The following is a 23,395-nucleotide window of genomic DNA, read 5'->3' on the forward strand; positions in this document are numbered from 1 at the left end:
GACTGCTCCTTCGTGAGGTGCTTGCTCATGACTGCTCCTTCGTGAGGTGCTCGATCACCGCTGCTGTGACGGTTCGTGTATCGGCGTGGCCGCCTACGTCGGCTGTCCGTGTCCCCGGGTCACGGAGCGTCTGCTCCACCGCCGCCATCAGCAGCGCGGACGCGCGGAGCATGCCGAGGTGCTCCAGCATCATGACGACGGACCAGAGCATCCCGACGGGGTTCGCCCGCCCCTGGCCGGCGATGTCGGGAGCCGACCCGTGAACCGGCTCGAACATCGAGGGGAACTGGCCGGTCGGATCGATGTTGGCCGACGGTGCGATCCCGATACTGCCGCAGAGTCCCGCGGCGAGGTCGCTGAGAATGTCGCCGAACAGGTTGCTCGCCAGCACGACGTCGAACGAGCTGGCGCGCATGACCAGCTTGGCGGCGAGAGCGTCCACATGTTCGAAGGTCGCGGTCACCGGGTACGCCGACGCCACCTCTCGAACTGTCTCGTCCCAGAACGGCATGGTGTGGACGATGCCGTTCGACTTGGTGGCAACGGTGACGCGGCCGCTCCTGGCGACCGCCTTCTCCAGGGCGTAGTGCGCCACGCGCTGCACGCCGACGCGGGTGAACACCGACTGCTGGAACGCTGATTCGAGCGGAGTGCCGGTCCCGAAACGTCCCCCGACCTCCGAGTACTCGCCCTCGGTGTTCTCACGGACGATGACGATGTCGACGTCGGCCGCGAGCTCGGGCCGCAACGGGGAGGGCACCCCCTCCAGCGCGCGCACGGGACGCAGGTTCACGTACTGGTTGAAGGTGCGCCGGATCGGGATCAGCAGCTGCCAGAGCGAGATGTGGTCCGGTACGTCGGGGGACCCCACTGCGCCGAGCAGCACAGCGTCATGGCGGCCGAGGACGTCCAGGCCGTCCGCCGGCATCATCGCGCCACGCTTCCTGTAGCGCTCGCACGACCAGTCGAGCTCGGTCCAGACGATCGTGTCGCCCGTCAGCGGGAGGAGCACGTCCAGCACAGCTCTGGCCGAGTCCATCACCTCGACGCCGATGCCGTCTCCGGCGATCTGCGCGACGTTCGCCTTGCTCATGGAGCACTCCAGGTCCGAGGTGCTGCGGGCACCTCATGAGGGATGCGGGCGCACGGGCGAAGCAGCATCGCCATGTCCGTGCCGATACCGGGGCTTACGAGAACGCGGGGACGGAGAGGTACTTGAGCTGCTGGTACTCCGCCAGCCCCTCGGCACCCCCTTCACGCCCGAGACCGGACTGCTTGATGCCGCCGAAGGGCGCAGCCACGTTGGATATCAGGCCCCGGTTGACACCGACCATGCCGGCCTCGAGCCTCGATGCGACCCTCTGGGCGCGTCCCAGGTCGCGGGTGACCACGTAGGCGGCGAGGCCGTGCTCTGTGGCGTTCGCCAGCTCGATCGCCTCCTCCTCGTCGGCGAAGCGATGGACAGCGGCGACGGGGGCGAACACCTCCTCCTCCATGATCGCCGCACCGACGGGGACGTGGTCGAGCACGACCGGCGCGAAGTAGTGGCCGTCAGCCGGTCCGGACGGCTGCTGCGCACGGGCGACGACGACGGCACCCCGGGAGACCGCGTCCTCCACCAGTCGCGTGGCCTTCGCAACGGCACGCTGGTCGATCAGCGGACCGAGATCACTCTCGTCGTCGAGTCCGGGGCCTACGCGGACGGCCGCCAGCCGTTCTCCGAGCCGGTGGACGAAGGCGTCGGCGATGCCTTCCTGCACGAGGAACCGGTTCGCGGCGACGCACGACTGCCCCCCGAGCCGCATCTTCGCGATCACCGCCTGCTCGACCGCGACGTCGAGGTGGGCATCGTCGAAGACGACGAACGGGGCGTTGCCCCCGAGCTCCATCGAGGTGCGCAGCACACGAGGGGCCGCCTGGGCCAGCAGGAGGCGCCCGACCGGCGTCGACCCGGTGAACGAGACCTTACGCAACCGGGGGTCGGCCATGATCGCCGCACACACGTCGGCGGCGTTGGTCGTGGGCACGACGCAGACCACGCCCGGTGGTGCGCCCGCGTCCAGGACGATCTGTCCGAAGGCAAGGGTGACCAGCGGTGTCAGGTCCGCCGGCTTGACCACGACCGTGCAGCCTGCGGCGACGGCGGGAGCGACCTTGCGAGTCGCCATCGCGAGCGGGACGTTCCAGGGCGTGATCAGCAGACAGGGGCCGACGGGCTCTGTCACTGTCACGATGTGTGACGTGCCCTCGGGCGTAGCGGTGCTGCGGCCCCCCGCCCGGACCGCCTCCTCGGCGTACCAGCGCACGTAGTCGGCGGCGTAGTCGACCTCACCCCGAGCCTCGGCAAGGGTCTTGCCCACCTCCAGGGTGATGAGGGTCGCCAGCTCCTCCCGCCGCTCCTTCATCAGCGCGAAGACGCGGTGCAGGACGTCGGCCCGGCGCCGGGGGGCGGTTCGAGCCCAGGCCCGCGCTGCCGCGTCGGCCGCCCCGAGCGCCTCCAGCCCGTCGTTCACGGTGCAGTCGACCACCTCGCGATCGTGCGGTTGGTGGCCGGGTCGGCGACCGGGAACGTCCGACCCCCGCGAGACTCTCGCCATCCGTCCGCCAGGTATCCCCTGGGAATTTTCGCGAGTGTGGCTCGTGCCGCGTGCACTGCAGCACCGGTGGCCGGCTGCACCGAGACGCTCTGCGACATGTCAGACGATCCTCTCGATAGAGGCGAGGTGCTCACCGATCCTGCTGATCGCGTCCGTGAGCTCGGCGCCGGTGACGACGAACGGCGGGGGATATGTGGAGGGTGTTGTCCGTGATGAGCCGGGTGAGAACGCCGTCGTCGCGGACAGCGCGGACGACGGCTGCGCCGTCGATGTCGGCCACGAGCTGCACCCCCGCCATCAGCCCTGCCGACCGGACGTCGCGTACCAGGGAGGAGGAGGCGAGCTCGTGCACGGCATTCTGGAGCACGGGCTCGAGCTCGCGGACGTGCTCGACGAGTCCCTCCTCCTCGATGATGTCGAGATTCTCCATCGCGACGACGCAAGCGGTGGCGTGTCCGGAGTACGTCAGACCGTGACGGAAGATCGGCGCGTCCCGGCCGATGAAGAACGGCTCCGCGACACGGGGAGAGATCGCTACCGCCCCGAGCGGCAGATAGCCGGAGGTGATGCCTTTCGCCATCGTGATGAGATCGGGCTCGATGCCCCAGCGCTGGCACGCGAACCAGTCTCCGGTGCGGCCGAAGCCGGTGATGACCTCGTCGGCGACCAGCAGGATGCCGTGCCGTCGGGTCAGTTCCCGCAGCCCTCGCAGGTAGCCGTCAGGTGGTGGGAAGACGCCACCCGTGCCGATGACGGGCTCGGCCACCAGCGCCGCGATGTTCTCCGGTCCGATCTGCTGGATGATCCGCTCGGTCTCGGCCAGGTCGTCGCGCGGCACGCGAGCCGTCTCCGGCACGAGAGAGTCCGATCCGTACCCCTCACGGTTGAACTCCAGTCCGGCGATGCTGGTGCCGAAGCCGTGGAGCCCGTGATAGCCGCTCTCACGACTGAGGACGACCCGCTTCGTGTGCAGCCCGACCGCCTGCCAGTACCGCCGTGCCAGCTTGCACGCCGTGTCGACGGAGTCGGAACCGCCCGAGGTGAAGAACACGGTCGCGTCCTCGATCGGCACCATCTCCGAGAGCCGCTCGGCGAGCTCGAGCGCTGGCCGCGTGGCGTGCGCACCGAAGAGGTGGTAGGTCTCCAGGGTCGACATCTGCCGCGCAGCGGCACGTGCCAGCCGCTCACGGCCGTGCCCGACGTTGGCGTGCCACAGGCCTGCCGGGAGGTCGAGGAGACGACGGCCGTCCTCGGTGACCACCCAGGCGCCGTCGCCCGAGGCGATGACGAGACGATCTTCCGCGGCACCAGGCATGTGGGTCTGCGGATGCCACAGCGTGCCGAGCGCCGAAGTGGATCTGGGCCGCGCCGGTCCGAGGTCGGCGGACGTGATCGGAGCCAGGTCTTCGACCGTCTCAGGATCGCGAAGAGTACTCATCGATGGCCTCCGCGTGGATGTGGAGCATGCGGGCGAGCAGACCGTCTCCCCGGGTGAACTTCAGCGGAAGTTCGGCGCCGTCCTTCACCGCCTGCTTCGTGCCGTCGTAGAAGAACGACCCCTGGTCCGGGCTCTTGTCCGACTTGTCGTCCGGGTAGACCGGGTTGACGGTGTTCTCGATCTTCGGCCAGAGGGCCCGGGCGGCCGCTGTCGACTCGAAGTCGAGCGCCAGCACGAGAGTGTTGTCCAGAAGCTCCCCCGCCGACTCCTGAAGCACGGCACCACCGAGGTAGCCGGGATGTCCGTCCAGCTCGCGCAGCCAGTTGCTGAGGTAGTCCCGGGCTTCGTCGGCGCGCTGAGGGTCGGCGACGAAGATGAAAAGGTCGCGGCGCTTGGTCATGATCTTCCTGTTCTCTCGAGTGGTCAGAGCGATTGGGATGTGGCGCGGGTCGCGGCGCTCGCCGCTGCCGCGAGGGTCGGGAACTCGTAGAACATCGCGGCGGACGAGCCGCTGGTGTCGTCGTGCACCAGCTCGGCACCCATCGACTCCCAGAAGGCAACGGCGCCGGGCGAGTGGAGGAACGTGTGCAGGGCGATCCGGTCGTAGTGCCCGTCCGCCCGGGCGCGATCGAGAATGGCTCGGACCAGGGCCCTCGCAATTCCCCGGCGCCGGTGCTCCCGCAAGGTGTAGACCCGGACGATCTGGCCGGTGCGTCCGTCGCGGTACCGACTGACGAGATGCTCGGGGCTCAGCCCCTCCTTGAGGGCGCCGCCGCGCATCCCGCCGGTAGCGACGATTTGGCCCGTGGCGTCGTCGACCACGACGAGCATGAACGGTCCGTCTGGCGTGACGTACCAGCCGATGAGGTCGTCGATGTCAGAGTGGATCGCCGGGTCGTACTCGGAGCCGAAGTCCTCGGCCACGGAGCGGAACATGACCGCTCGGGCGCCGTCGAGGTCAGAGCTCGTGAGTTCGCGGATGGTGATGCCCGGTACGTCGGTCATGTCTGGCTCCTCGTAAGAAGGTGGCAGGTGCTCGGAACGGGAACGGCAGGCCGCGAGGTCAGGCCTTCGTGGGGAGGCCCTTGGCGGCCCGGTACGCCGCCCTGGCCTCGGCGCTGACGTGGTGTCCCGTCAGCTCGTGCAGCTCGGGCGGTTCGACGTTGCCGACCACGGGATTGACGTGCACCACGACGTTCTCGACGTGGGCGACCCGGTGCAGGATCTCGTGCTCCACGGCCTCGGCGACGGCGTGCGCATCGATCATCGAGAGCTTCGAGCTCACGCCGACGTTGGCGTCCGCCTCGAGCCGGTGACCGCTCCAGCGGGCACGTACCCGTGTCACGGTCTCCACGCCGGGCACGGAGGCGATGACCGCGGTCATCTTGTCGATCGTCCCGTCGTCGACGCCGTCCATCAGCCGGCGCAGCGTGGTGCGCAGCGAGCTGACCAGGATCCACAGGATCGCCGCGGCGATGAAGAAACCGATGATCGCGTCAGCCTGCGGGAAGCCCATCCACACGCCCAGCACCCCGATGACCACGGCCACCGAGGTCAGGCCGTCGGCGCGGGCGTGCTGACCTTCGGCGATCAGTGCTGCGCTGCCGATCCTCCTGCCGCTTCGGATCCGGTAGATGGCGACGAGCTCGTTGCCGGCAGCGCCGACGAGACCGGCCGCGAAGACCCACCAGAGGTTGGTGATCTCGCGGGGGTTGATCAGGGCGTCCACCGACTCCCAGATGATGACCCCGGCGGAGACGGCGATGATCAGGGAGATGAAGAGTCCGACGAGGTCCTCCGCGCGGCGGTACCCGTAGCTGTACCGGCTGCTCGCTGCCCGCTGGCCGATCTTGAAGGCGATCACGAGCGGAATCGTCGTGACGGCATGGCCCACGTTGTGCAGCGTGTCGGCGAGAAGCGCGATCGAACCCGAGATCGCCACGATGGCGATCTGCATGATCGCGGTGGCCCCCATCCCGGCGAGCCCGATCCACGCTGCACGGATCCCTTCCTTGCTCGACTCGGCCGCCGACTGGATCGCTTCGTTCGAGTCGTGCGAGTGCGGCACGACCATGTGCTTGATCTTCGCCCACAGACCGTGACCGTGGTCGTGGTCGTGGTCGTGGTCGTGGTCGTGGCCGTGCCCCTCGTCGTGACCGTGCCCCTCGCCGTGGCCGTGACCGTGCGACTTGCCGTGGCCGTGCGCCTTGGCGTGGTCGTGCCGGTGCCCCTCGTCGAGGCCGTGGCCGTGGCCGTGGTCGTGGTCGTGGTCGTGGTCGTGGCCGTGGTCGTAATCGTGGTCGTGGCCGTGCCCGCCGCCGTGAACGTCGGGAGCGTCGATGACAGCCGGACGGGAGGAGTGCCTGGAAGGCCGGGAGTTCTGATTCATGCGTACCACCATCGCTTGGTGTGCCGACGTATGAACGCCGCTGATATGTCACGGCGGACATTACAGACGGACCCAGCGCGGGTCAACGGTTGTCAACAATCTGTCGACGCCCCCCGTGGCGCGCCTGATCCGGGCCACGGCTGGCTCCGGAGCAAGTTCTCCAGAACTTGGCCCATGCGACCGCCGATACGGCAGGGCGCGGAAACTCAACGGAAACACAGAGGTGATCGCGGCGAAACGGGTCTCGGACCGGCCGGGAGTCCGGTGTCCGAACTGGCGGCCGTGCTGGCCCGTTGTTGACGCCGAACCTTCTGGCTGGAGGGTGTTGACAATCCCAGCAGGCCTCCCTACCGTTCCGTCCAATCTCGATCAGCCAGCCGACTACTGGTTGCTCACCTTTCCAATCAGGTGGTGGAAGATGCGTTCTTCACGAGCAGTTCCATTTCTCGCTCTGTCCGCGGCCCTCGGGCTCACCCTGGCTTCATGCGGCTTCGCCAACGGCGGCGACGGCTCAGGTGGTTCGACCACGTCGGCGGGCGGCGGGCTGACCTTCAGCACACTCTTCGCGCCGAGCTCAAACTTCGCCGTCGAGTCCGACGATGCCGTGATGCTGAGCCAGATCGGTTGCCTCGAGACGCTGATCCGGTACGACGAGGTCTCCGGGGAGCTCAAGCCCCTCCTGGCGAGCGAGTGGAGTCAGACCGAGCCGCTCGCGTGGGACGTCACGCTGCGCGACGACGTGACCTTCCAGAACGGCACCCGGCTCACTGCGGAGACGGTGGCGACCGCCCTCAACTACGTTCTGGGGACGGACGCGCCGCCGCGCGCCTTCAGTCCTTCGGTCGTGTCGTCCGTCGAGGTCGTCGACGAGGACACCGTCCGCGTCGTGACCCCGGAGGAGAGCGCACTCCTGCCGTACCGGCTGGCCAGCGTGAACACAGGAATCCTCGCCCCCGAGGCATACACGGACGCGGGCACCGACCCGATGGGTACCTGCACCGGCCCGTTCGCCATCACCGACTATGCGCCGGGGCAGTCGCTCCGTCTCGAGCCCAACACGGACTACTGGGGTGGGGACGTGCCGCTCGACCGGGTGGAGGTGCAGTTCATTCCGGAGGGCACCGCGCGGGCCACGCAGATCCAGACCGGCGAGGCGGACATCGCCGGGTTCCTGCCGGCCACGAGCATCGCGGATGTCGAGGCCGATTCCGAGGTCACGGTGACCCGGACCTTCACGCCGAGGACCACAGGACTGCACTTCAACACCTCACGCCCGCCGTTCGACGACCCGAACGTCAGAAGGGCTGTCCAGGCAGCGCTCGACCTGGACTCCATCGCGCAGAACGTCTTCGACGGAGTCGCTGAGCCGGCCATCGGCCCCTTCGCGCCCGAGGAACCCTGGGCGCCGAACGGCGCCCCGGTGGAGCAGGACCTCGAGCTGGCCAGGGAGCTGCTCGCGCAGGCGGGTTACGCACCCGGCGAACTGAACGTCGAGCTGCTCGGCTACACCGAACGGCCAGACTTCGCGGATCTCGCCGCGGTCGTGCAGGCCAACCTCGCCGAGATCGGCATCGGGGTCACGGTGAACATCGCCGAGTACGCCGCGATCGAGCCGGCGCTTCTCGAGGGCACGTACGACATGACGCTCCTCTCCCGCAACCACCTGATCGACATCGCCGATCCGATGGGGTTCCTGACGTCGGACTACACGTGCGAGGGCAGCTTCAACGTCAGCCACTACTGCGACCCGGAGTTCGACGCGATCCTCGGCGCCGCCGGGTCGGAGTCGGATCCGGACGCGCGCTACGACCTCTATGCGGAAGCTGCGCAGAAGCTGCAGGACGAGGCGGTGACCGCCTTCATCGTGCACGAGCAGTCCGTCACCGCCGTGCGCAACAACGTCGTCGGCTTCGTGGACGACCCTCTGAACCGCTACGCCATCACCGCAGAACTGGCCCTCGAAGACTGATCGAACAGGAGACGCTCCGTGAAAGACACCGGCTACCGACCGAAGTACATCACGTTCGACTGCTACGGCACACTGACGAACTTTCAGATGGCGGACGCGGTACGCCCGCTGATCGCCGGCGAGATCGCCCCCGAGGACACGGCGACGTTCCTGAAGGACTTCCGCGCGTACCGGATCGACGAGGTCCTCGGCGAGTACAAGCTGTACCGCCAGGTGCTGCGCGACTCGTGGCAGCGGGTCTGCAACCGGTGGCGGATCCCATTCAAGACGTCCGACGTCGAGGCGATCGTCCATGCAGTGGGATCGTGGGGCCCGCACGACGACGTGCCTGAGCCGCTGGCGAAGCTCGCCGACGCGTATCCGCTCGTGATCCTCTCCAACGCCGAGGACGAGATGCTCCAGAACAACGTCGCACAGCTCGGTGCCCCGTTCCACCGAGTCTTCACGGCCGAGCAGGCGCGAGCCTACAAGCCGCGGTACCAGTCGTTCGAGTACATGCTCGACCAGCTCAACTGCACCCGTGACGAGATCCTGCACATCTCGTCGCACATCTGGTACGACATCATCCCCTGCAACGAGCTGCGCATCGAGAACAAGGTCTACGTCAACCGGGGCTACGACCCCTCGGTGCCGTACTACGGCTACGCGGAGACCACTGACCTCGCTGGTGTGCCGGCGCTCCTCGGACTCTGAGGCCAGCCATGAAGCTGCGATCCTACTGGCTCGACACGGCCGCCTCCGCCGGTGACTTCCGACGTCGGCCGCTCCCTGGCCGGGCGGATGTCGCGGTGATCGGCGCAGGGCTGACAGGGCTGTCCACGGCCCTGCATCTGGCGCGTGACGGGGCGAACGTCGTGCTCCTCGAAGCTCGCACCGTCGGCTGGGGGGCGTCCGGCAGAAACGGTGGAATGGCCACCACCGGTCTCGCGATCTCCTACCCCAAAGCGGTCAGGCGCTACGGCCGCGAGGCCGCCGCGAAGATGTTCCTGGCCTACAACGATGCTATCGACACCCTGGAGAGCATCGTCGTCGACGAGGGGATCGACTGCGACTTCGAGCGCGTCGGAAAGCTGACGCTCGCGAGCAAGCCGGCTCACTACGACGCCTTCAGGCGGACGGTCGACATGCTCGACGACATAGGGCAGACGACCACCCTCGTTCCCCCGGACCGTATCCGTGAGGAGATCGGTTCCGACTACTTCCCCGGCGGAATCGTCGACCCGCTCGGCGCCGGCGTGCACGTCGGAAAGCTCTGTGCCGGCCTGGCCGCGGCCGCCACCCGTCGCGGTGTCTCGATCCACGAGGACTGCGAGGTCACGGAGCTACGTCGCGTGGCCGGCCGTGCGCACGACGTCCACACCTCGGTCGGTGTGGTTCGGGCAGACCAGGTAGTCGTCGCCACCAGCGGCTACACCGGGCGTCTGACTCCGTGGCTGCAGCGCAGGATCGTGCCGATCGGGAGCTACGTCATCGTCACGGAGCCCCTCAGCGACGAGCTGATCGACGACATCATGCCGACCCGTCGCGTCGCGGCCGACACGAACCGCGTCTGCTACTACTTCCGCATCACCCCGGACAACCGGCTGCTCTTCGGGGGACGTGCACGCTTCGCCGTGACCGTGAAGGAGTCGGACGCAAGAAGTGGCCGCATTCTCCGCCGGGGGATGACCGAGATATTCCCGCAGCTCACAGGTACCCGGATCGAGTACTGCTGGGGCGGCCTCGTGGACATGTCCCTGGACCAGATGGTCCACGCCGGCGAGCGTGACGGAGTCCTGTACTCGGTGGGCTACAGCGGCCACGGGGTCCAGATGGCGACCCACATGGGCTCGGTGATGGCGCAGATGGTCGGTGGCGCTTCTGACGTCAATCCCTGGGGATCCCTCACCTTCTTCCCCATGCCGGGCCACTTCGGTCCGCCGTGGTTCCTGCCGCCTGCGGCTCCACTGTTCAAGTTCCTGGACAAGGTGAGCTGAAGAACCGACATGGGCGGAGCGAGGAGGAACACATGATTTTTGCCCTGAGAAGGCTGGTCGTCCTGGCCGGTACCCTCATCGTCGCTTCATTCCTGGTCTTTCTCGTTCCCTACATGACCCCCCGGCGATCCGGTACGCAAGCTCATGCGGGCCCGTACGGGATCGCTCGACATCGACCCGGCAGCCGTCGAGCGTTTCCGCACGGCGAACGGGTTGGACCAGCCGATCGTCGAGCAGTACGCGGGCTGGCTGAGCCGGGTCGCCCAGGGCGACTTCGGTCTGTCCTACACGAGCCGGACGTCCGTCACCGAGATGATCGGTGGTGCGCTCGGTGTCACCGCCACCCTGGCGGTCGCCGCACTCGGGTTCGCGGTGATCGTCGCGCTTCCGCTCGGCTCCATCGCGGCGATCCGGAAGGGGAGGTCCGCCGACACGTTCATCACGACGACGACACAGGCCTTCGTGGCGATACCTGAGTACTGGCTGGGGCCGGTTCTGGTGATGGTGTTCGCCCTCGGCCTCGGGCTGCTGCCGTCCGCGGGGTGGCAAGGACCGTCGTCGATGGTCCTGCCCTGTCTTGTGCTTGCGCTGCGTCCCCTGGCCTACTTCACCCAGGTCGCGCGCGCCTCGATGATCGACGTCCTCGAGTCGCCCCACGTGACCGCCGCCCGCAGCCGCGGGCTCAGCTTCGCCGAGACGATGCTCAAGCACGGGATCCGCAACGCGATCCTTCCGGTCGTGACACTGGTGTCCGTCTGGCTCGCCGGTCTCCTCGGCGGCTCCGTCGTCGTCGAGGTCATCTTCGCCGTGCCCGGGATGGGCAGACTGGTGTACGACTCCGTCACCAACGGTGACCTCCCCGTCATGCAGGCAGCGATCGTGTGCATCGTGGCGCTCACGGTCCTCATCACGACCCTGACGGACGTTCTCTACGCACTCATCAATCCCACAGTGAGGTCGTCCAATGCCTCTCGTTGACTATCCCGTGGCCGAACAGGTCGAGGTTCCTGACACCGCTGACACTGCACGCATCTCCGCTCCGGTCCGTCGGCGAAAGGTCCGCAGGCCGTGGCCGCTCAACCTCCGGATCGGTCTGAGCGCCCTGGTCTTCGTCGTGGCGGTGCTCCTGCTCACCCCTTGGCTGGCGCCGCACGACCCTGCCGCGCAGGATCTTGCGAATCGGTTGGCGCCTACCGGTGCGGGACACCTTCTCGGGACGGACCATCTGGGTCGGGACGTCCTCTCCCGGCTGATGTGGGGCGGGCGCTTCTCCGTCTCGATCGCTGCGGTCACGCTCGTCATATCCGCCGTCCTCGGAACCCTTCTGGGCCTAGTGTGCGCCCGCGTCAAGGGGGCTCTGGACGAGTTCGTGATGCGCCTGTCCGACGTGATGCTGGCCTTTCCGGAGATGATCGTCGCCATGTTCCTCGTGGCGATCGTCGGCCCCGGCTACGGCACCCTCATCCTGGCGCTGGCCATCGGTGGCTGGACGCCGTTCGCTCGGCTCGCGCGCGGCCTGGCGCTGGAGATCAACTCGCGTGATTTCATCGAGGCCGCCGACAGCCTCGGCTTCACTCGCCGATTCATCATCGTCCGTCACGTCCTGCCCAACGCCCTGAGTCCGCTGCTGGCTCACGCGGCTCTGAGGTTCGGGCACAAACTCATCACCGTGGGCGCCCTGTCCTTCCTGGGCCTCGGCGTGCAACCGCCGGCTTCGGACTGGGGGGGCGATGCTGGCCGACGGTCAGCCGTACATGACCAGTGCGGCCGGTCTGGTCATCTACCCCGGCCTGGCGATCTTCCTCACCGCACTTGCGGTCACGTTCATCGGGCAGGGCATCGAGACACGAAGGCAAGGACGAGGACATGAGCACGACTGAGCCGGCGAGGAGTCGACCGAAGGCGGCCCGCGGCGCGAGCGGCGCGCCACAGGTACGCAAGCGGACCCTGTCCTCGGTCATCACCACGCAGGTGCGTCGGCGCATCGTCGACGGAAGCTACCCACCTGGGGCTCAGCTCAACGAGGTGGAGCTGGCGAGACAGTACTCCACCAGCCGGGGACCGGTCCGGGAGGGCCTGCAGCGCCTCGTGCAGGAGGGCCTGCTGGTGAGCCATCCTCACCGCGGCATCTTCGTCCCGGTCCTCGCCTACGACGACCTCAACGACCTCTTCGTGGCGCGAAGTGCCGTCGAACGCGCCGCGATGGTCGAGGTGCTCGCTCATGGCGTCCCAGCTGCGACGATCGCCGCCCTCGAACAGGTGCTCGGGCAGATGGAGCTCGCGATCCAGGCGCACGAGTGGTCGGGCGTGGTCGCGGCCGACCTGCGTTTCCACGAGCTGATCGTCGAGGCGTCGGGCAGCCCCCGGCTGACCAGGATGCACAACACCCTGTCCGGCGAGACCCGCCTGGGCTTCAACATCCTCGTGAAGAGCCTCGAGGGGCAGGAGGACTACCTCGAGGAGCATCGGCGCATCTTCGACCTCCTTGCCTCGGGCGATCAGGAGGGTCTGCTCGCTGAGCTCGACAACCATCTGAGCTCAGGTCTGCGCACCCTGCACAAGCAGCTCGGTGACCCCGCGGACGAAGGCCACTGGCACGACCACAAAGGGGGAGTTCATCCCGTGGTCACGGACTAGTCCTCACTAGGGAGGAATCATGACCGCACAGCTGGAGATCGAGGATCTGACGGTCGCTTTCGGGGCGAAGGACGCGCCACCGGTCCTCGACTCGATCTCGTTGAGCATGGTGCAGGGCGAGGTGCTCGCACTGGTGGGTGAGTCCGGCTCGGGCAAGAGCATGACGGCCATGTCGACCATGCGTCTCCTGCCGCACGGTGCCCGGATGAGCGCGTCCGCCGTCCGGTTCGAGGACATCGACGTCCTTCGAGCGTCGGACAGGCAGATGAACCGGGTACGAGGAGGCCGGATCAGCATGCTGTTCCAGCAGCCCAAGCGCATGCTCGACCCGACGGCGACGGTTGCCAGTCAGGTGGCCGAGCCCCTGCAGCGCTACCTCGGCATGAGCCGCTCCAAGGCGCAGAGCAGGGTCGTCGAGCTCCTGCACGACGTCGGCATCGCGGAGCCCGAGCGGAGGGCGCGCTCGTACGCCCATCAGCTCTCCGGTGGCATCGCTCAGCGGGTCATGATCGCCATGGCGCTCGCCGGCCAGCCGGAGCTCCTGATCGCCGACGAGCCCACGACCGCCCTGGACGTGACCGTCGAGGTCCAGATCCTGCGCCTCATCGCGGCCAAACGCGCCGAGCTCGGCATGTCCGTCCTCTTCATCTCTCACGACCTCGGAGTGGTGTCGGCGATAGCTGACAGGATCGCCGTGCTGTACGCCGGTCGCATCGTGGAGACAGGGACGACGGAGCAGATCCTCCGGGCCCCGCAGCACCCGTACACGCAGGCGCTCATCAGGTGCTCGAGGCTGGCTCGGGAGGCTGACGGTTCCCTGTTCGTGATCCCGGGGGACGTCAGCTCGGCGCGCGCCGTCACCTCTGGGTGCCGGTTCCGCGCGCGATGTCACGTCGCGGAGCAGGAGCACCTGCAGCACGTGTGCGAGTCGGAGGAACCAGGCCTTCATGCGTGCGGTCCCGGTCGGGCCTCACGGTGCTGGGTCACGCTCGAGACGAGGCGATCGGCATGAGCACGCTCGAGCACACCGTGACGGCGCCCGAGGAAGGGCGCACCCGCAACATGGTCGTCCTCAAGAACGCGGTGAAGTACTTCCGGGTCCCGCGGCGGTCGTTGCTCGGCCGGGCAGAGCACGTGCACTCGGTCGACGGCGTGACGCTGACCGTCGGATCGGGCGAGGCCCTGGGCCTCGTGGGTGAGTCCGGGTCGGGCAAGAGCACCCTGGCGCGGGTCATCCTGCGTCTTCTCGCCACGACCAGCGGCACCGTCGAGGTCGACGGCAGGGACGTCACGCGTCTGGACGCGGCGGAGCGGCGCAGGCTGCGCCGCGCGGCCCAGCTCGTCTTCCAGGATCCGCACGCGGCAATGGATCCGCGGATGACCATCGGGGAGAGTCTCACAGCGGTCCTGGCGCAGCACCGGATCTGCGAGCCCCAGGACCGGCGTGCGCGAGTCGCCGAGAGACTTGACGAGGTGGGGCTCGACGCGACCTACCTCGACCGCTACCCCAGCGAGTGTTCCGGTGGGCAGCTCCAGCGTGTCGGCATAGCGCGCGCTCTGCTGCTCGATCCGAAGATCCTCGTCTGCGACGAGCCTACTTCCGCCCTGGACGCCTCGGTCCAGGCCAGGGTGCTCAACCTCATCAGCAAGCTCCGCAGGGAGCGAGAGCTGACGCTGATCATGATCTCGCACGACCTGCGCGTGGTGCGGTTCCTCTGTGATCGCGTCGCGGTGATGTACCTGGGCCAGATCGTCGAGGTCGCCGAGAGCGAGGCCCTCTTCACCGGCGCGATGCACCCCTACACGATCGCGCTGCTCGAGGCCGCCGCCTCGGACAGCTCCGTCCACGATCCCGCAGTGGTTGCGACCGGTGAGCCTCCCTCGCCGATCCACCCACCCTCCGGTTGCCGTTTCAGCACACGGTGCCCGCTCGCCGACCAACGGTGCCGCACCGAGCAACCTGAGCTGGTCGAGGTCGCCGACGGGCACGAGGTCCGCTGCCATCGCTGGACCGAGGCACGAGAGCTCCTCCGGTGCGACGCAGGAGAGATGGGATGACCACGATCGCTGACAGGACAGCTCAGGAGGGCATTCTGACCCCGGTCTGGTCCCCTCCGGGTGGCGGGTACTGGGAAGGACGGTGGCAGGAGGGAGAGCGCAGCGTCGTCGTCACCGACCCGGAGGACGGTTCCTTCGTCGGGACGGTGATGGACGCGACCGTCGCGGAGGTCGACCGTGCCGTGGGGTACGTGGCAGAGCGCTGGCAGAGCACGCCGTGGCCGCTGTGGCGGCGTCGTGAGGCGCTCGAGGCTGCTGCCGACCGACTTCGGGAGTCGACGGAGCGCTTCGTCGAGCTCATCTCCGCGGAAGGCTGCAAGACCGTGGCGGAATCTCGCCGGGAGGTTGCGCGCGCCGAGGAGACTCTGAGGCTCTCCGCCCGGTCCGTCTCGGAGCTGAGCGGACAGACGGTTGCCTTCGACGACAGCCCTCGTGGCGACGGATGGCAGGGTTGGTGCACACGGGAGCCACTCGGGGTAGTTGCCGCGATCACGCCCTTCAACGATCCGCTCAACCTCGTCGCGCACAAGCTGGGGCCGGCGCTCGTGGCGGGCAACGCCGTCGTCCTCAAGCCTGCCGAGTCCACGCCGTTGACGGCTTACGCGTTGGTCGAGCTGCTGCTGGAGTGCGGTGTGCCGGGCGAGTACCTCGCGGTCGTCGCGGGCGGTGCGGCGGGTCCAGCGCTCGTCGCCGACCGCCGTATCGACGTTCTCTCGTTCACGGGAGGTCCGACGACGGCGGACAAGATCGCTGCAGGGGGGCCGGCGCGGAAGCTGCTCATGGAGCTGGGTGGCAACAACGCCCTCATCGTCTGTGCGGACGCCGACCCCGATCAGGTCGCCGGTGCGGTGGTTTCCGGTGCGTTCGGGGTCGCGGGCCAGAACTGCCTCTCGGTGCAGCGTGTCCTCGTGGCCGAGGGCCTCTACGAAGACGTTCTCGCTCGCGTGGTCGCCGGTGCCGCGGCTCTGGTGGTGGGCGGCAAGAGGGATCCGCGGACGGATGTCGGGCCGTTGATCTCGGAGGACGCGGCCCGGCGCGTCGAGGGAGCTGTCGCAGAGGCGGTGGCACTCGGGGCGACGCTCCATACCGGGGGCGTGCGCACCGGTTCGTTCGTCACTCCCGCGGTGCTGACCGACGTGCCGGCGAGCGCGAGCGTTCGCACCCAGGAAGTGTTCGGTCCCGTCGTTCTGCTGGACGAGTTCTCGGACGTCGCGTCAGCCGTGGCATCGGCGAACGCGGTGGAGACCGGACTGCAGGCCGGCGTCTTCACGTCCGACGTCACCGAGGCCCTCAGGGTCGCGAGCGGACTCAGGGTCGGCGCCGTCATGATCAACGAGAGCTCGGACTTCCGCATCGACGCCATGCCGTTCGGCGGGTTCAAGCGTTCGGGGATCGGGCGCGAGGGCGTGGCAGCCGCCATTCGGGAGCTGACCGCCCCGAAGGTCGTCGCGATCCGGCTGCACGGCTGACCGAGCGGACGCGCGCACACACCGACAACCGCCGACAGGGACCACCGGAGCAGACAATGCACGCACACGCACACGGCCGCGAGAACCTCGGCGACCCTCACCCCCACCGGAAGAGACCGGGCACGAGTTCGAGCAAGGGACACAGCCATGGCCACGGTCACGGCCACGGTCACGGGTTGACCGCGACCGGACGTCACAGGAAGCGGCTCGCTCTCGTCCTCATGATCACTGCGTCCGTCATGGTGGCGCAGGCCGTCGGCGCGTGGATCTCAGGCTCGCTCGCCCTCCTCGCGGACGCCGGGCACATGCTGACGGACGCGTGCGGGATCGCCGTCGCGCTGATCGCGGCCACCCTCGCGAACCGGCCCACGACCGAGACCCGCACGTTCGGCTGGCTGCGCGCGGAGATCCTCGCAGCGCTGGCGAACGCGGTGATCCTTCTGGTCGTGGGTGCCCTGGTCATCAAGGAGGCGTTCGTCCGCTGGGGCGAGGAGCCGGAGGTGGACAGCGGCGTCATGCTCTGGGTCGCGGTCGTCGGAGCGGTCGCGAACGCGGTCTCGTTGCTGATCCTCGCGCGAGGTCGCGGAGAGAGCCTCAACATGCGGGGGGGCGTATCTCGAGGTGCTCGGTGATCTGCTCGGGTCTGTCGCGGTCGTCGTCGCGGCCGTCCTCATCGCGACCACGGGATGGTGGCGTGCCGACGCGTTGGCGTCCTTCGCCATCGGGGTCATGATCCTCCCTCGCGCATTCTCGCTGCTGCGGGACGTGATCGAGGTACTGATGGAAGCGACTCCGAGGAACGTCGATCTCGCGGGCGTTCGGTCCCACCTGCTCGAGGTGCCGGGCGTCGTGGCCGTCCACGACCTGCACGCCTGGACCATCACCAGCGGAATGCCCGCGCTCTCGGCGCACATCGTGATCGATGCTGACGAGCTCGACCCGGCTCTGGAGTGCGCGACGTTGGATGCGCTCAACCGCTGCCTCACCGGACACTTCGACATCGACCACAGCACGCTGCAGATCGAACCCCTTGGACACCGGCAGCATGAACCGGTCTTCCACAGCTGATCACGCCCCCAACCGCAACGCCGCCACGAGCGGACCTCGAGAAGGAGCAGAACCGTGACATACGACTCGACCTCTTCCAGCTGCTGCCACGCCCCGGCGCCGAACGGCCGGGAGGACCTTCTTGCCACCGCTCCGGCGGCCATCGGTGACGACGTCGCCGAGTGCCCTGTGATGCCGGGAAGCATGGTGGTCAAGCGGGACGCCGAGGCGGCCGGCCTCTTCCGCGACTTCGAGGGCCGGCGGTACTGGCTGTGCTGCGCCGGCTGCGGTCCGCGCTTCGACGCAAGCCCGGCCAGGTACGCCGCCCGAGCCTGAGGTGGCACGACGCACGTGGGCCCCGGGTCGGGCAGCGGTCACCCTGTGGCCGTGGGCGTCTGGCGCACGCCGAGCGCCAGCGCCCCCGAGATCAGCATGACGCCACCCAGCACCAGGCCGAGCGACGCGTAGCCCGCCACCGCGATGAGGAGCCCGCCCGCGACGGCGCCCAGCAGGTAGCCCAGCTGCGTCGCCGCGGTCCGGGCGGCCATCATCGCGGCCGGGGCCGCCGGGCGTGCCGACCGACGTTCCTCCGCCGGCCGAGCCGACCCGGCCGCCGGGGCAGACCGAGGGCTCGCGGGTGGAGACGCTCGGGCCCCAGCGTGCCCCCGTGCCGCTGGACCTGGTCGAGAAGATCCGCCCGGTCGACGGCGTGGACCAGGCCGTGCCGGACCTGCTCGGCACCGTGGTGCTCATCGGCGCGGACGGGCAGGCGGTGGTCAACGGCCAGGCCCCCTCGCTGGGCAGCGCGCTGCGTGAGAACGATCCCTCGGGGACCCTGCTGCGGGGTCACGCTCCGCGGAACTCCGGGGAGATCGCCCTGGAGACGACGGCGATGGAGACCTCCGGTCTCGACATCGGCGACCGCACGCAGGTGGTGATCGGCGCCGGGGAGCTGACCGACGTGACGGTGGTCGGCGAGGTCACCTACGGCAACCCGATGGTCGGCACCACGCTCGTGCTGGTCGACGCCGCCACCGGCGAGGCCGCCTTCGCCCCCGACGGTCGGGTGCCGTCCATCGCGGTCTTCCTCGAGGACGGGGCCGACCCCGACGCCGTGGCGGCCGACATCGAGGACGCCCTCGCCGGCCAGGACGAAGCCGGAGTCGTCACGGGCGAGGAGGTGCGGCAGGAGGCCAACGAGGCGATCAACCAGCTGCTCGGCTTCCTGGGGACCTTCCTCCTCGTCTTCGCGCTCATCTCCCTGTTCGTCGGGGCGTTCATCATCAGCAACACGTTCGCCATGTCGGTGCGCCAGCGCCAGCGCGAGTTCGCGCTGCTCCGGGCCGTCGGGGCCTCGCCCGGCCAGGTCATGGTCACGGTGCTCGGCCAGGCCGCCGTCGTGGGGCTGGTGGGCTCGGCGGCGGGCATCGCGGGCGGGATCGGCCTCATCGCCGTCGTCCGGGCCTGGCTGACGCGCATGGGCATGGAGCTGGGCGGGCAGGTGGTCATCGCCCCGGCACAGGCGGTGGCAGCGGTGGCGCTCGGCACCGGGATCTCGCTCGTGGCCGCCGCGATCCCGGCTCGCCGGGCGGCGACCACCCCGCCGGTGGAGGCCATGCGTGACGACGTGGTGGTCGTCGAGCGCACGCTGCACCTGCGGGCCGCCGTCGGCGCGGTCCTCCTGGTCGGCGGGATCGCCGCCGTCGTGAACTCCGTGCAGGAGGGCACGGAGCGGGCCGGCACCTGGCTCGGGGTCGGCGCCGGTGCGGTCCTCCTGGGGGCCCTGGCGGTCTCGCCCGTCATCGCGCGCGCCGTGGTGCGGGTGCTGGCGTGGCCGTTCGTCCTGCTGCTGCGTCCGGTGGGCCGCCTCGCCCGCGGCAACGTCATGCGCAACCCGCGCCGCACCGCCAGCACCGCCGGGGCGCTCATGATCGGGATGGCCCTCGTCGGGGCGTGCGCGGTGCTCGCCGAGTCCGCGCAGGCCTCCACCACCTCCATCGTCCGGTCCGAGTCCCGTGCGGACTTCTGGGTGCAGTCGGCCACCCGCTCCGTCCCACCCGGTGCCGTCACGCAGATCGAGGGGCTGGACCAGGTGGGCCGGGTGGACACCGTCACCGTCGGCCGCGCCCCGGTGACGGGCCCCGACGGCACCGACGACTCCTACCGCGTCGTCGGCCTGCCGTCCGACGCGGTCGGCGAGACGATCGAGGTCGACGTGGTCGACGGCTCCCTGGCCCCCCTGGCCGACGGCGACGTCGCCGTGAGCCGGACGTCCGCCGTCGAGCAGGGCTGGGTCGTGGGCGACCGGCTCACGGTCACGGGCCCCGACGGACCACGGGAGGCCCGGATCGCCGCGGTCGTCGCCTCCCAGCTGCTGGCCGCGCCGGTGATCATGGACGAGGGCACGTTCGCCACCGCGGTCCCCGACGGGCAGACGTCCGTGCTCGCCGTCCTCGTCGACGCGGCCGCCGGGGTGCCGGTCGACGACCTGCGCGCGGCGCTCGACGAGACGGTGAAGCCGTACGTCGTGCTGACCGTCCAGGACGCCGAGGAGCTCACCGGCGCACTGGCCGAGCAGGTGGACCAGGCGATGGTGATCCTCTACGCCCTGCTGGGGCTGAGCGTCATCATCGCGGTGCTCGGCATCGTCAACACCCTGGCGCTGGCGGTCATCGAGCGGACGCGGGAGATCGGCCTCATGCGCGCCGTGGGGCTGGGGCGGCTGCAGCTGGCCGCGACGATCACGGTCGAGTCGGTGCTCACCGCCGTCTTCGGCACCATCCTGGGCGTGCTGGTCGGCGTCGGCCTGGCGTCCGCCCTCCCGAGCGTCTTCGCCGACCAGGGGCTGACCGAGCTCGCGATCCCCTGGGACCTGCTCGGCGCGATGGTCCTGCTCTCCGGCGTCGTCGGGGTGCTGGCCGCGCTGTGGCCGGCGACCCGGGCCGCGTACCTCCCGGTCCTCGACGCGGTCACCCACGAGTAGCGCGCCGCTCCCGCCGTCAGAGACGCCAACGGTGAGGATCCGCCGCCCTGGGGCGATCGAATCCTCACCGTTGACGGGTGGCCGAACCGGTCAGCCAGGGCAGGCCGGTGTCAGCGCCCGGCGTGGGCGGGACGTCCCTGCTCGTAGGACTGGCCGGGGCGGTTGCCCGGCTTGCCGGACAGGTCCAGCCCGATGAGAACCGGGTCGTGGTCGGACGAGCGGTAGGCGTCGCCCGTCCAGTAGTCCGCCGACCGGCCGAAGTCCAGGTTGTAGTCGAGGATGTCGGGCTCGTCGGCGTTGATGTGCCACTCCGCCGTGCCCGTCACCTGCGAGGTGAGCGACTCGTTCGACAGAGCGTGGTCGAGGTAGCCGACCATGCCGTCGAAGACGTACCCGTAGGCCTCCTCGCCACCGAACTGCCGCACCAGGTCGGTGTAGCCGGCGGCCTGGAGAGCAGCGATCGGGTCCTCGAGGTCGTAGGAGTTGAGGTCACCGATCACCAGGTGGTCGGGGTCCCCGCTCCCGGTGGGGTCACCGGCGAGGAAGTCGGCGATCGCCTCGGCGGCCGCCGTCCGGGTGAGGTTGCAGTTGCCCTGGCCGTCGCCGGTGTCCGGGTCGCCGGCGCAGGCGGAACCCTTGGACTTGAGGTGGTTGATCGACACGGTGAACACCTCGCCGGTGCCGATCTCCCGGAACGTCTGGGTGAGCATCGGACGGTTCTTGGTGTCGTCGAACGCCGGGTCGACCGACGAGTCCAGCACCGCGAAGTCGCCGACCGGCTGGACCTCGCGCGGCTGGTACAGGAAGCCGAGCCGGATGGCGTCGGTCCCGACCACACCCGTGTCGATGAAGTCGTACGTGCCCTTGCCGAGCAGGTCGTTCAGGCCTGCGGCGAGGTCGGCGGCCGGCTCGACACCGGGCGTGTTCTCCATCTCCATGAGGCCGACGACGTCGGCGTCGAGCTCGGCGATGGCGCTGACGGTCTTCTCGCGCTGGCGCTCGAGCTCCTCCGCCGAGCTCGCGCCCCGGCAGTCCATGTTCTGCTCGGCGCCGCACACCGCCTGCCCCTCGTCGAGGGTGAGGAAGTAGTTGAGGACGTTGAAGCTGGCCACCTGGACCCGGCCGCCGACCTCGGGCGCGTCCGGCCGCGGGTTCGCCGCGGTGTACTCGCCGTAGGCCGTCGGCTGGATGCGGTAGACGCCGTGGCTGTTGTCGACGACGCCCCGGACGCCGGTGACCGTGTCACCGCCGCGGAAGGTGTTCTCGGCGCTGAAGGGCTCGCCGTTGCCGGGGTGCGGCACCGTCTCGGGGTTCTGGGCGCTCACGGCGTCGTCCAGCGTGATGACGCGGCGGTCGTACTCGGCGAGCAGCTCCTGGGCCGCCGCCCCGGGCTCGACGACGGCGGTCGGGGTGTGCAGCCGGTCCTGCCCCTCGAGCGGCTTGGCCAGCACCACCTCGCCGAAGCGGTCGTAGTTGAAGTACTCGCTGATGACCAGGGTGTCGGCCAGCTCGACCAGCATGCCCTCGAACTGCTCGAGCATCTCCGGCGTCTCGACGGGGAACGTGACCGCGGCCGGCGCGATGGCCTCGGCGTCGCCGAGCACCTCCACGCTCGGGCTGGTGAGCTGGGTCTGGGAGCTGCCCGAGGTGGTGTACTCACCGACCGTCCCGGTCACGCGGACGACCTTCCCGACCTCGACGCCCGCCGGGACCGTGCGGGAGTAGACGAAGATGCCCTCGGAGGTGGCGGCGTCGCCGTCGCTGTCCGCGGCCTCCTCCTGGACGTAGAAGCCCGACAGGCCGGGCGCCACGGCGGTGACGACCGCCTCGACGGTCTGCTCGCCGGCGCAGGAAGGGTCGAACGTCGCGCCGGAGCCCTGGATGTCGGAGACGAGCGCGACGGGATCCGCGCCGTCGCCGCAGGTGTCCTCCGGCTCACCGGGGTCACCCGGGTCGCCGGGGTCGCCGCCGTTGACCGTGCCGAAGGAACTGGCTGCCGGGCCGGTCCAGGCGCCGTCCACCCGCTGCAGGGAGTGGCCCACCGGCGTCCCCGAGGTCTCCTCCACGCCGACGTCGGTGCTCGTCATCCCGTCCGCCGGCCCGCCGACGGCGGCCAGGGTGCCCTCGTAGGAGAGGAACTCGACGACGGCGCCCGTGGGGTCGACGAGAGCGATGCCGTCCGGCGAGCCGTTCTGAAGGCCGTTCGCCGGATAGCTCCGGACGACGACGCCGGACTCCGGCACCGGGCCGGCGAGCGTGGTGGTGCCGTAGGTCGCGCCGTTGCTGCCGTTGTAGAGGACGACCTGCCAGCCCGTCAGGTCCGTGCCGGCAGGTGCCTGGATCTCGACGGCCTCGCCCGCGTCGGTGCCGTCGTTGTCGTAGTGGATCTCGCTGATGACGACGGGGACGTCGCTCGTGACGGCGTGCGCCGGCAGGACGCCGACCAGTGGGGCCAGCACGACGGCGCCGACGGCCGCTGCCGTCACCTCCGTCTTCCTGGCTCTCGTACGACGGGGTGACGAACTCACGACCGAACCTCCTGGGTGTTCCGCTTCACCGGCCAGGTCTGGATCCCGGACGGCAGTTTCCGCCAGACGTCGTCGTCATGGCGGGGTCATCATCACAGGTCCCACCGACATGGGGCGACGAAACCACGCGAAGTTCACGCACCGTTCACTCGCCCGGGTCGCCTGCAGGCCCGCCTGCGCACCAGCCGCTCCGGGACGTGGCACTCTTGGGCCTGAACGTGCACGTCAGGGTGAGGACCGCGATCATGGTCCGGACCCGGGCCGTTGCCCGTCAGTCGTACGAGGCGCAGAGGCGCCATGAGGA

18 protein-coding genes and 2 pseudogenes are annotated in these 23,395 nt (G+C 69.3%); 12 read left to right on the plus strand and 8 right to left on the minus strand.

The window, feature by feature from the left end; translation table 11 throughout:
- Positions 1 to 25 precede the first annotated feature (25 nt).
- From DA06_RS03190 to DA06_RS03215, 6 genes and pseudogenes are all read right to left on the minus strand, one after another.
- Positions 26 to 1,093, minus strand: coding sequence for an isocitrate/isopropylmalate dehydrogenase family protein (locus tag DA06_RS03190; protein WP_043497196.1), 1,068 nt, complete (start codon positions 1,091 to 1,093; stop codon positions 26 to 28).
- Between the two features lie 94 nt (positions 1,094 to 1,187).
- Positions 1,188 to 2,695 (minus strand): annotated as a pseudogene (locus tag DA06_RS03195) (NAD-dependent succinate-semialdehyde dehydrogenase).
- Between the two features lie 32 nt (positions 2,696 to 2,727).
- A complete protein-coding gene (locus tag DA06_RS03200; RefSeq protein ID WP_418606844.1) occupies positions 2,728 to 4,035 on the minus strand; it encodes an aspartate aminotransferase family protein in 1,308 nt (435 codons plus the stop codon).
- Positions 4,013 to 4,435 (minus strand): hypothetical protein, encoded by a 423-nt coding sequence (locus DA06_RS03205; RefSeq protein WP_043497198.1) that lies wholly within the window; start codon positions 4,433 to 4,435, stop codon positions 4,013 to 4,015. The genes DA06_RS03200 and DA06_RS03205 overlap by 23 nt, the downstream gene beginning before the upstream one ends.
- A gap of 23 nt (positions 4,436 to 4,458) precedes the next feature.
- Positions 4,459 to 5,040 carry a GNAT family N-acetyltransferase gene (locus DA06_RS03210; RefSeq protein ID WP_043497200.1) on the minus strand — a complete coding sequence of 194 codons (582 nt, stop codon included), beginning with the start codon at positions 5,038 to 5,040 and terminating at the stop codon, positions 4,459 to 4,461.
- A gap of 58 nt (positions 5,041 to 5,098) precedes the next feature.
- Complete coding sequence (locus tag DA06_RS03215; protein ID WP_418606845.1) at positions 5,099 to 6,424, minus strand: cation diffusion facilitator family transporter; 1,326 nt, start codon at positions 6,422 to 6,424, stop codon at positions 5,099 to 5,101.
- 418 nt (positions 6,425 to 6,842) lie between these two features.
- Here DA06_RS03215 and DA06_RS03220 point away from each other — a divergent pair, with 418 nt between their 5' ends.
- From DA06_RS03220 to DA06_RS03270, 11 genes and pseudogenes are all read left to right on the plus strand, one after another.
- Positions 6,843 to 8,393, plus strand: coding sequence for an ABC transporter substrate-binding protein (locus DA06_RS03220; RefSeq protein WP_418606846.1), 1,551 nt, complete (start codon positions 6,843 to 6,845; stop codon positions 8,391 to 8,393).
- Positions 8,394 to 8,411: 18 nt separating this feature from the next.
- Positions 8,412 to 9,086: a haloacid dehalogenase type II gene (locus tag DA06_RS03225; RefSeq protein ID WP_043497203.1), complete on the plus strand. Its 675-nt coding sequence runs from the start codon at positions 8,412 to 8,414 to the stop codon at positions 9,084 to 9,086.
- 8 nt (positions 9,087 to 9,094) lie between these two features.
- Complete coding sequence (locus tag DA06_RS03230; RefSeq protein ID WP_043497205.1) at positions 9,095 to 10,369, plus strand: NAD(P)/FAD-dependent oxidoreductase; 1,275 nt, start codon at positions 9,095 to 9,097, stop codon at positions 10,367 to 10,369.
- Between the two features lie 144 nt (positions 10,370 to 10,513).
- Complete coding sequence (locus tag DA06_RS03235) at positions 10,514 to 11,347, plus strand: ABC transporter permease (protein ID WP_418606847.1); 834 nt, start codon at positions 10,514 to 10,516, stop codon at positions 11,345 to 11,347.
- 7 nt (positions 11,348 to 11,354) lie between these two features.
- Positions 11,355 to 12,239: an ABC transporter permease gene (locus DA06_RS03240; RefSeq protein WP_418606848.1), complete on the plus strand. Its 885-nt coding sequence runs from the start codon at positions 11,355 to 11,357 to the stop codon at positions 12,237 to 12,239.
- On the plus strand, positions 12,236 to 13,006 hold the full coding sequence (locus tag DA06_RS03245) for a GntR family transcriptional regulator (protein WP_418606850.1): 771 nt from the start codon (positions 12,236 to 12,238) through the stop codon (positions 13,004 to 13,006). The genes DA06_RS03240 and DA06_RS03245 overlap by 4 nt, the downstream gene beginning before the upstream one ends.
- Positions 13,007 to 13,025: 19 nt before the next feature.
- Positions 13,026 to 14,018 (plus strand): ABC transporter ATP-binding protein, encoded by a 993-nt coding sequence (locus DA06_RS03250; protein ID WP_052436316.1) that lies wholly within the window; start codon positions 13,026 to 13,028, stop codon positions 14,016 to 14,018.
- Positions 14,015 to 15,064: an ABC transporter ATP-binding protein gene (locus DA06_RS03255; RefSeq protein WP_052436317.1), complete on the plus strand. Its 1,050-nt coding sequence runs from the start codon at positions 14,015 to 14,017 to the stop codon at positions 15,062 to 15,064. The genes DA06_RS03250 and DA06_RS03255 overlap by 4 nt, the downstream gene beginning before the upstream one ends.
- The gene (locus DA06_RS03260) at positions 15,061 to 16,533 is read left to right on the plus strand and encodes an aldehyde dehydrogenase family protein (RefSeq protein WP_043497207.1); all 1,473 of its coding nucleotides are present in this window, start codon (positions 15,061 to 15,063) and stop codon (positions 16,531 to 16,533) included. The genes DA06_RS03255 and DA06_RS03260 overlap by 4 nt, the downstream gene beginning before the upstream one ends.
- 56 nt (positions 16,534 to 16,589) lie before the next feature.
- Positions 16,590 to 17,601: pseudogene (locus DA06_RS03265) on the plus strand (cation diffusion facilitator family transporter).
- Between the two features lie 54 nt (positions 17,602 to 17,655).
- Positions 17,656 to 17,916, plus strand: coding sequence for a hypothetical protein (locus tag DA06_RS03270; protein WP_043497209.1), 261 nt, complete (start codon positions 17,656 to 17,658; stop codon positions 17,914 to 17,916).
- A gap of 38 nt (positions 17,917 to 17,954) precedes the next feature.
- Here the strand turns inward: DA06_RS03270 and DA06_RS03275 are convergent, their stop codons facing one another.
- On the minus strand, positions 17,955 to 18,131 hold the full coding sequence (locus tag DA06_RS03275) for a hypothetical protein (protein WP_418606851.1): 177 nt from the start codon (positions 18,129 to 18,131) through the stop codon (positions 17,955 to 17,957).
- 86 nt (positions 18,132 to 18,217) lie between these two features.
- Between DA06_RS03275 and DA06_RS03280 the strand changes: the two genes are divergently transcribed.
- The gene (locus tag DA06_RS03280; protein WP_418606852.1) at positions 18,218 to 20,563 is read left to right on the plus strand and encodes an ABC transporter permease; all 2,346 of its coding nucleotides are present in this window, start codon (positions 18,218 to 18,220) and stop codon (positions 20,561 to 20,563) included.
- 110 nt (positions 20,564 to 20,673) lie between these two features.
- On the opposite strand, the gene DA06_RS03285 is transcribed toward DA06_RS03280, so the two are convergent.
- Positions 20,674 to 23,049, minus strand: a complete 2,376-nt coding sequence (locus tag DA06_RS03285) for an ExeM/NucH family extracellular endonuclease (protein ID WP_052436319.1) — start codon at positions 23,047 to 23,049, stop codon at positions 20,674 to 20,676.
- Positions 23,050 to 23,395: the final 346 nt, after the last annotated feature.

The sequence above is a fragment of the Georgenia sp. SUBG003 genome (assembly GCF_000715355.2).
Taxonomy (GTDB): domain Bacteria; phylum Actinomycetota; class Actinomycetes; order Actinomycetales; family Actinomycetaceae; genus Georgenia.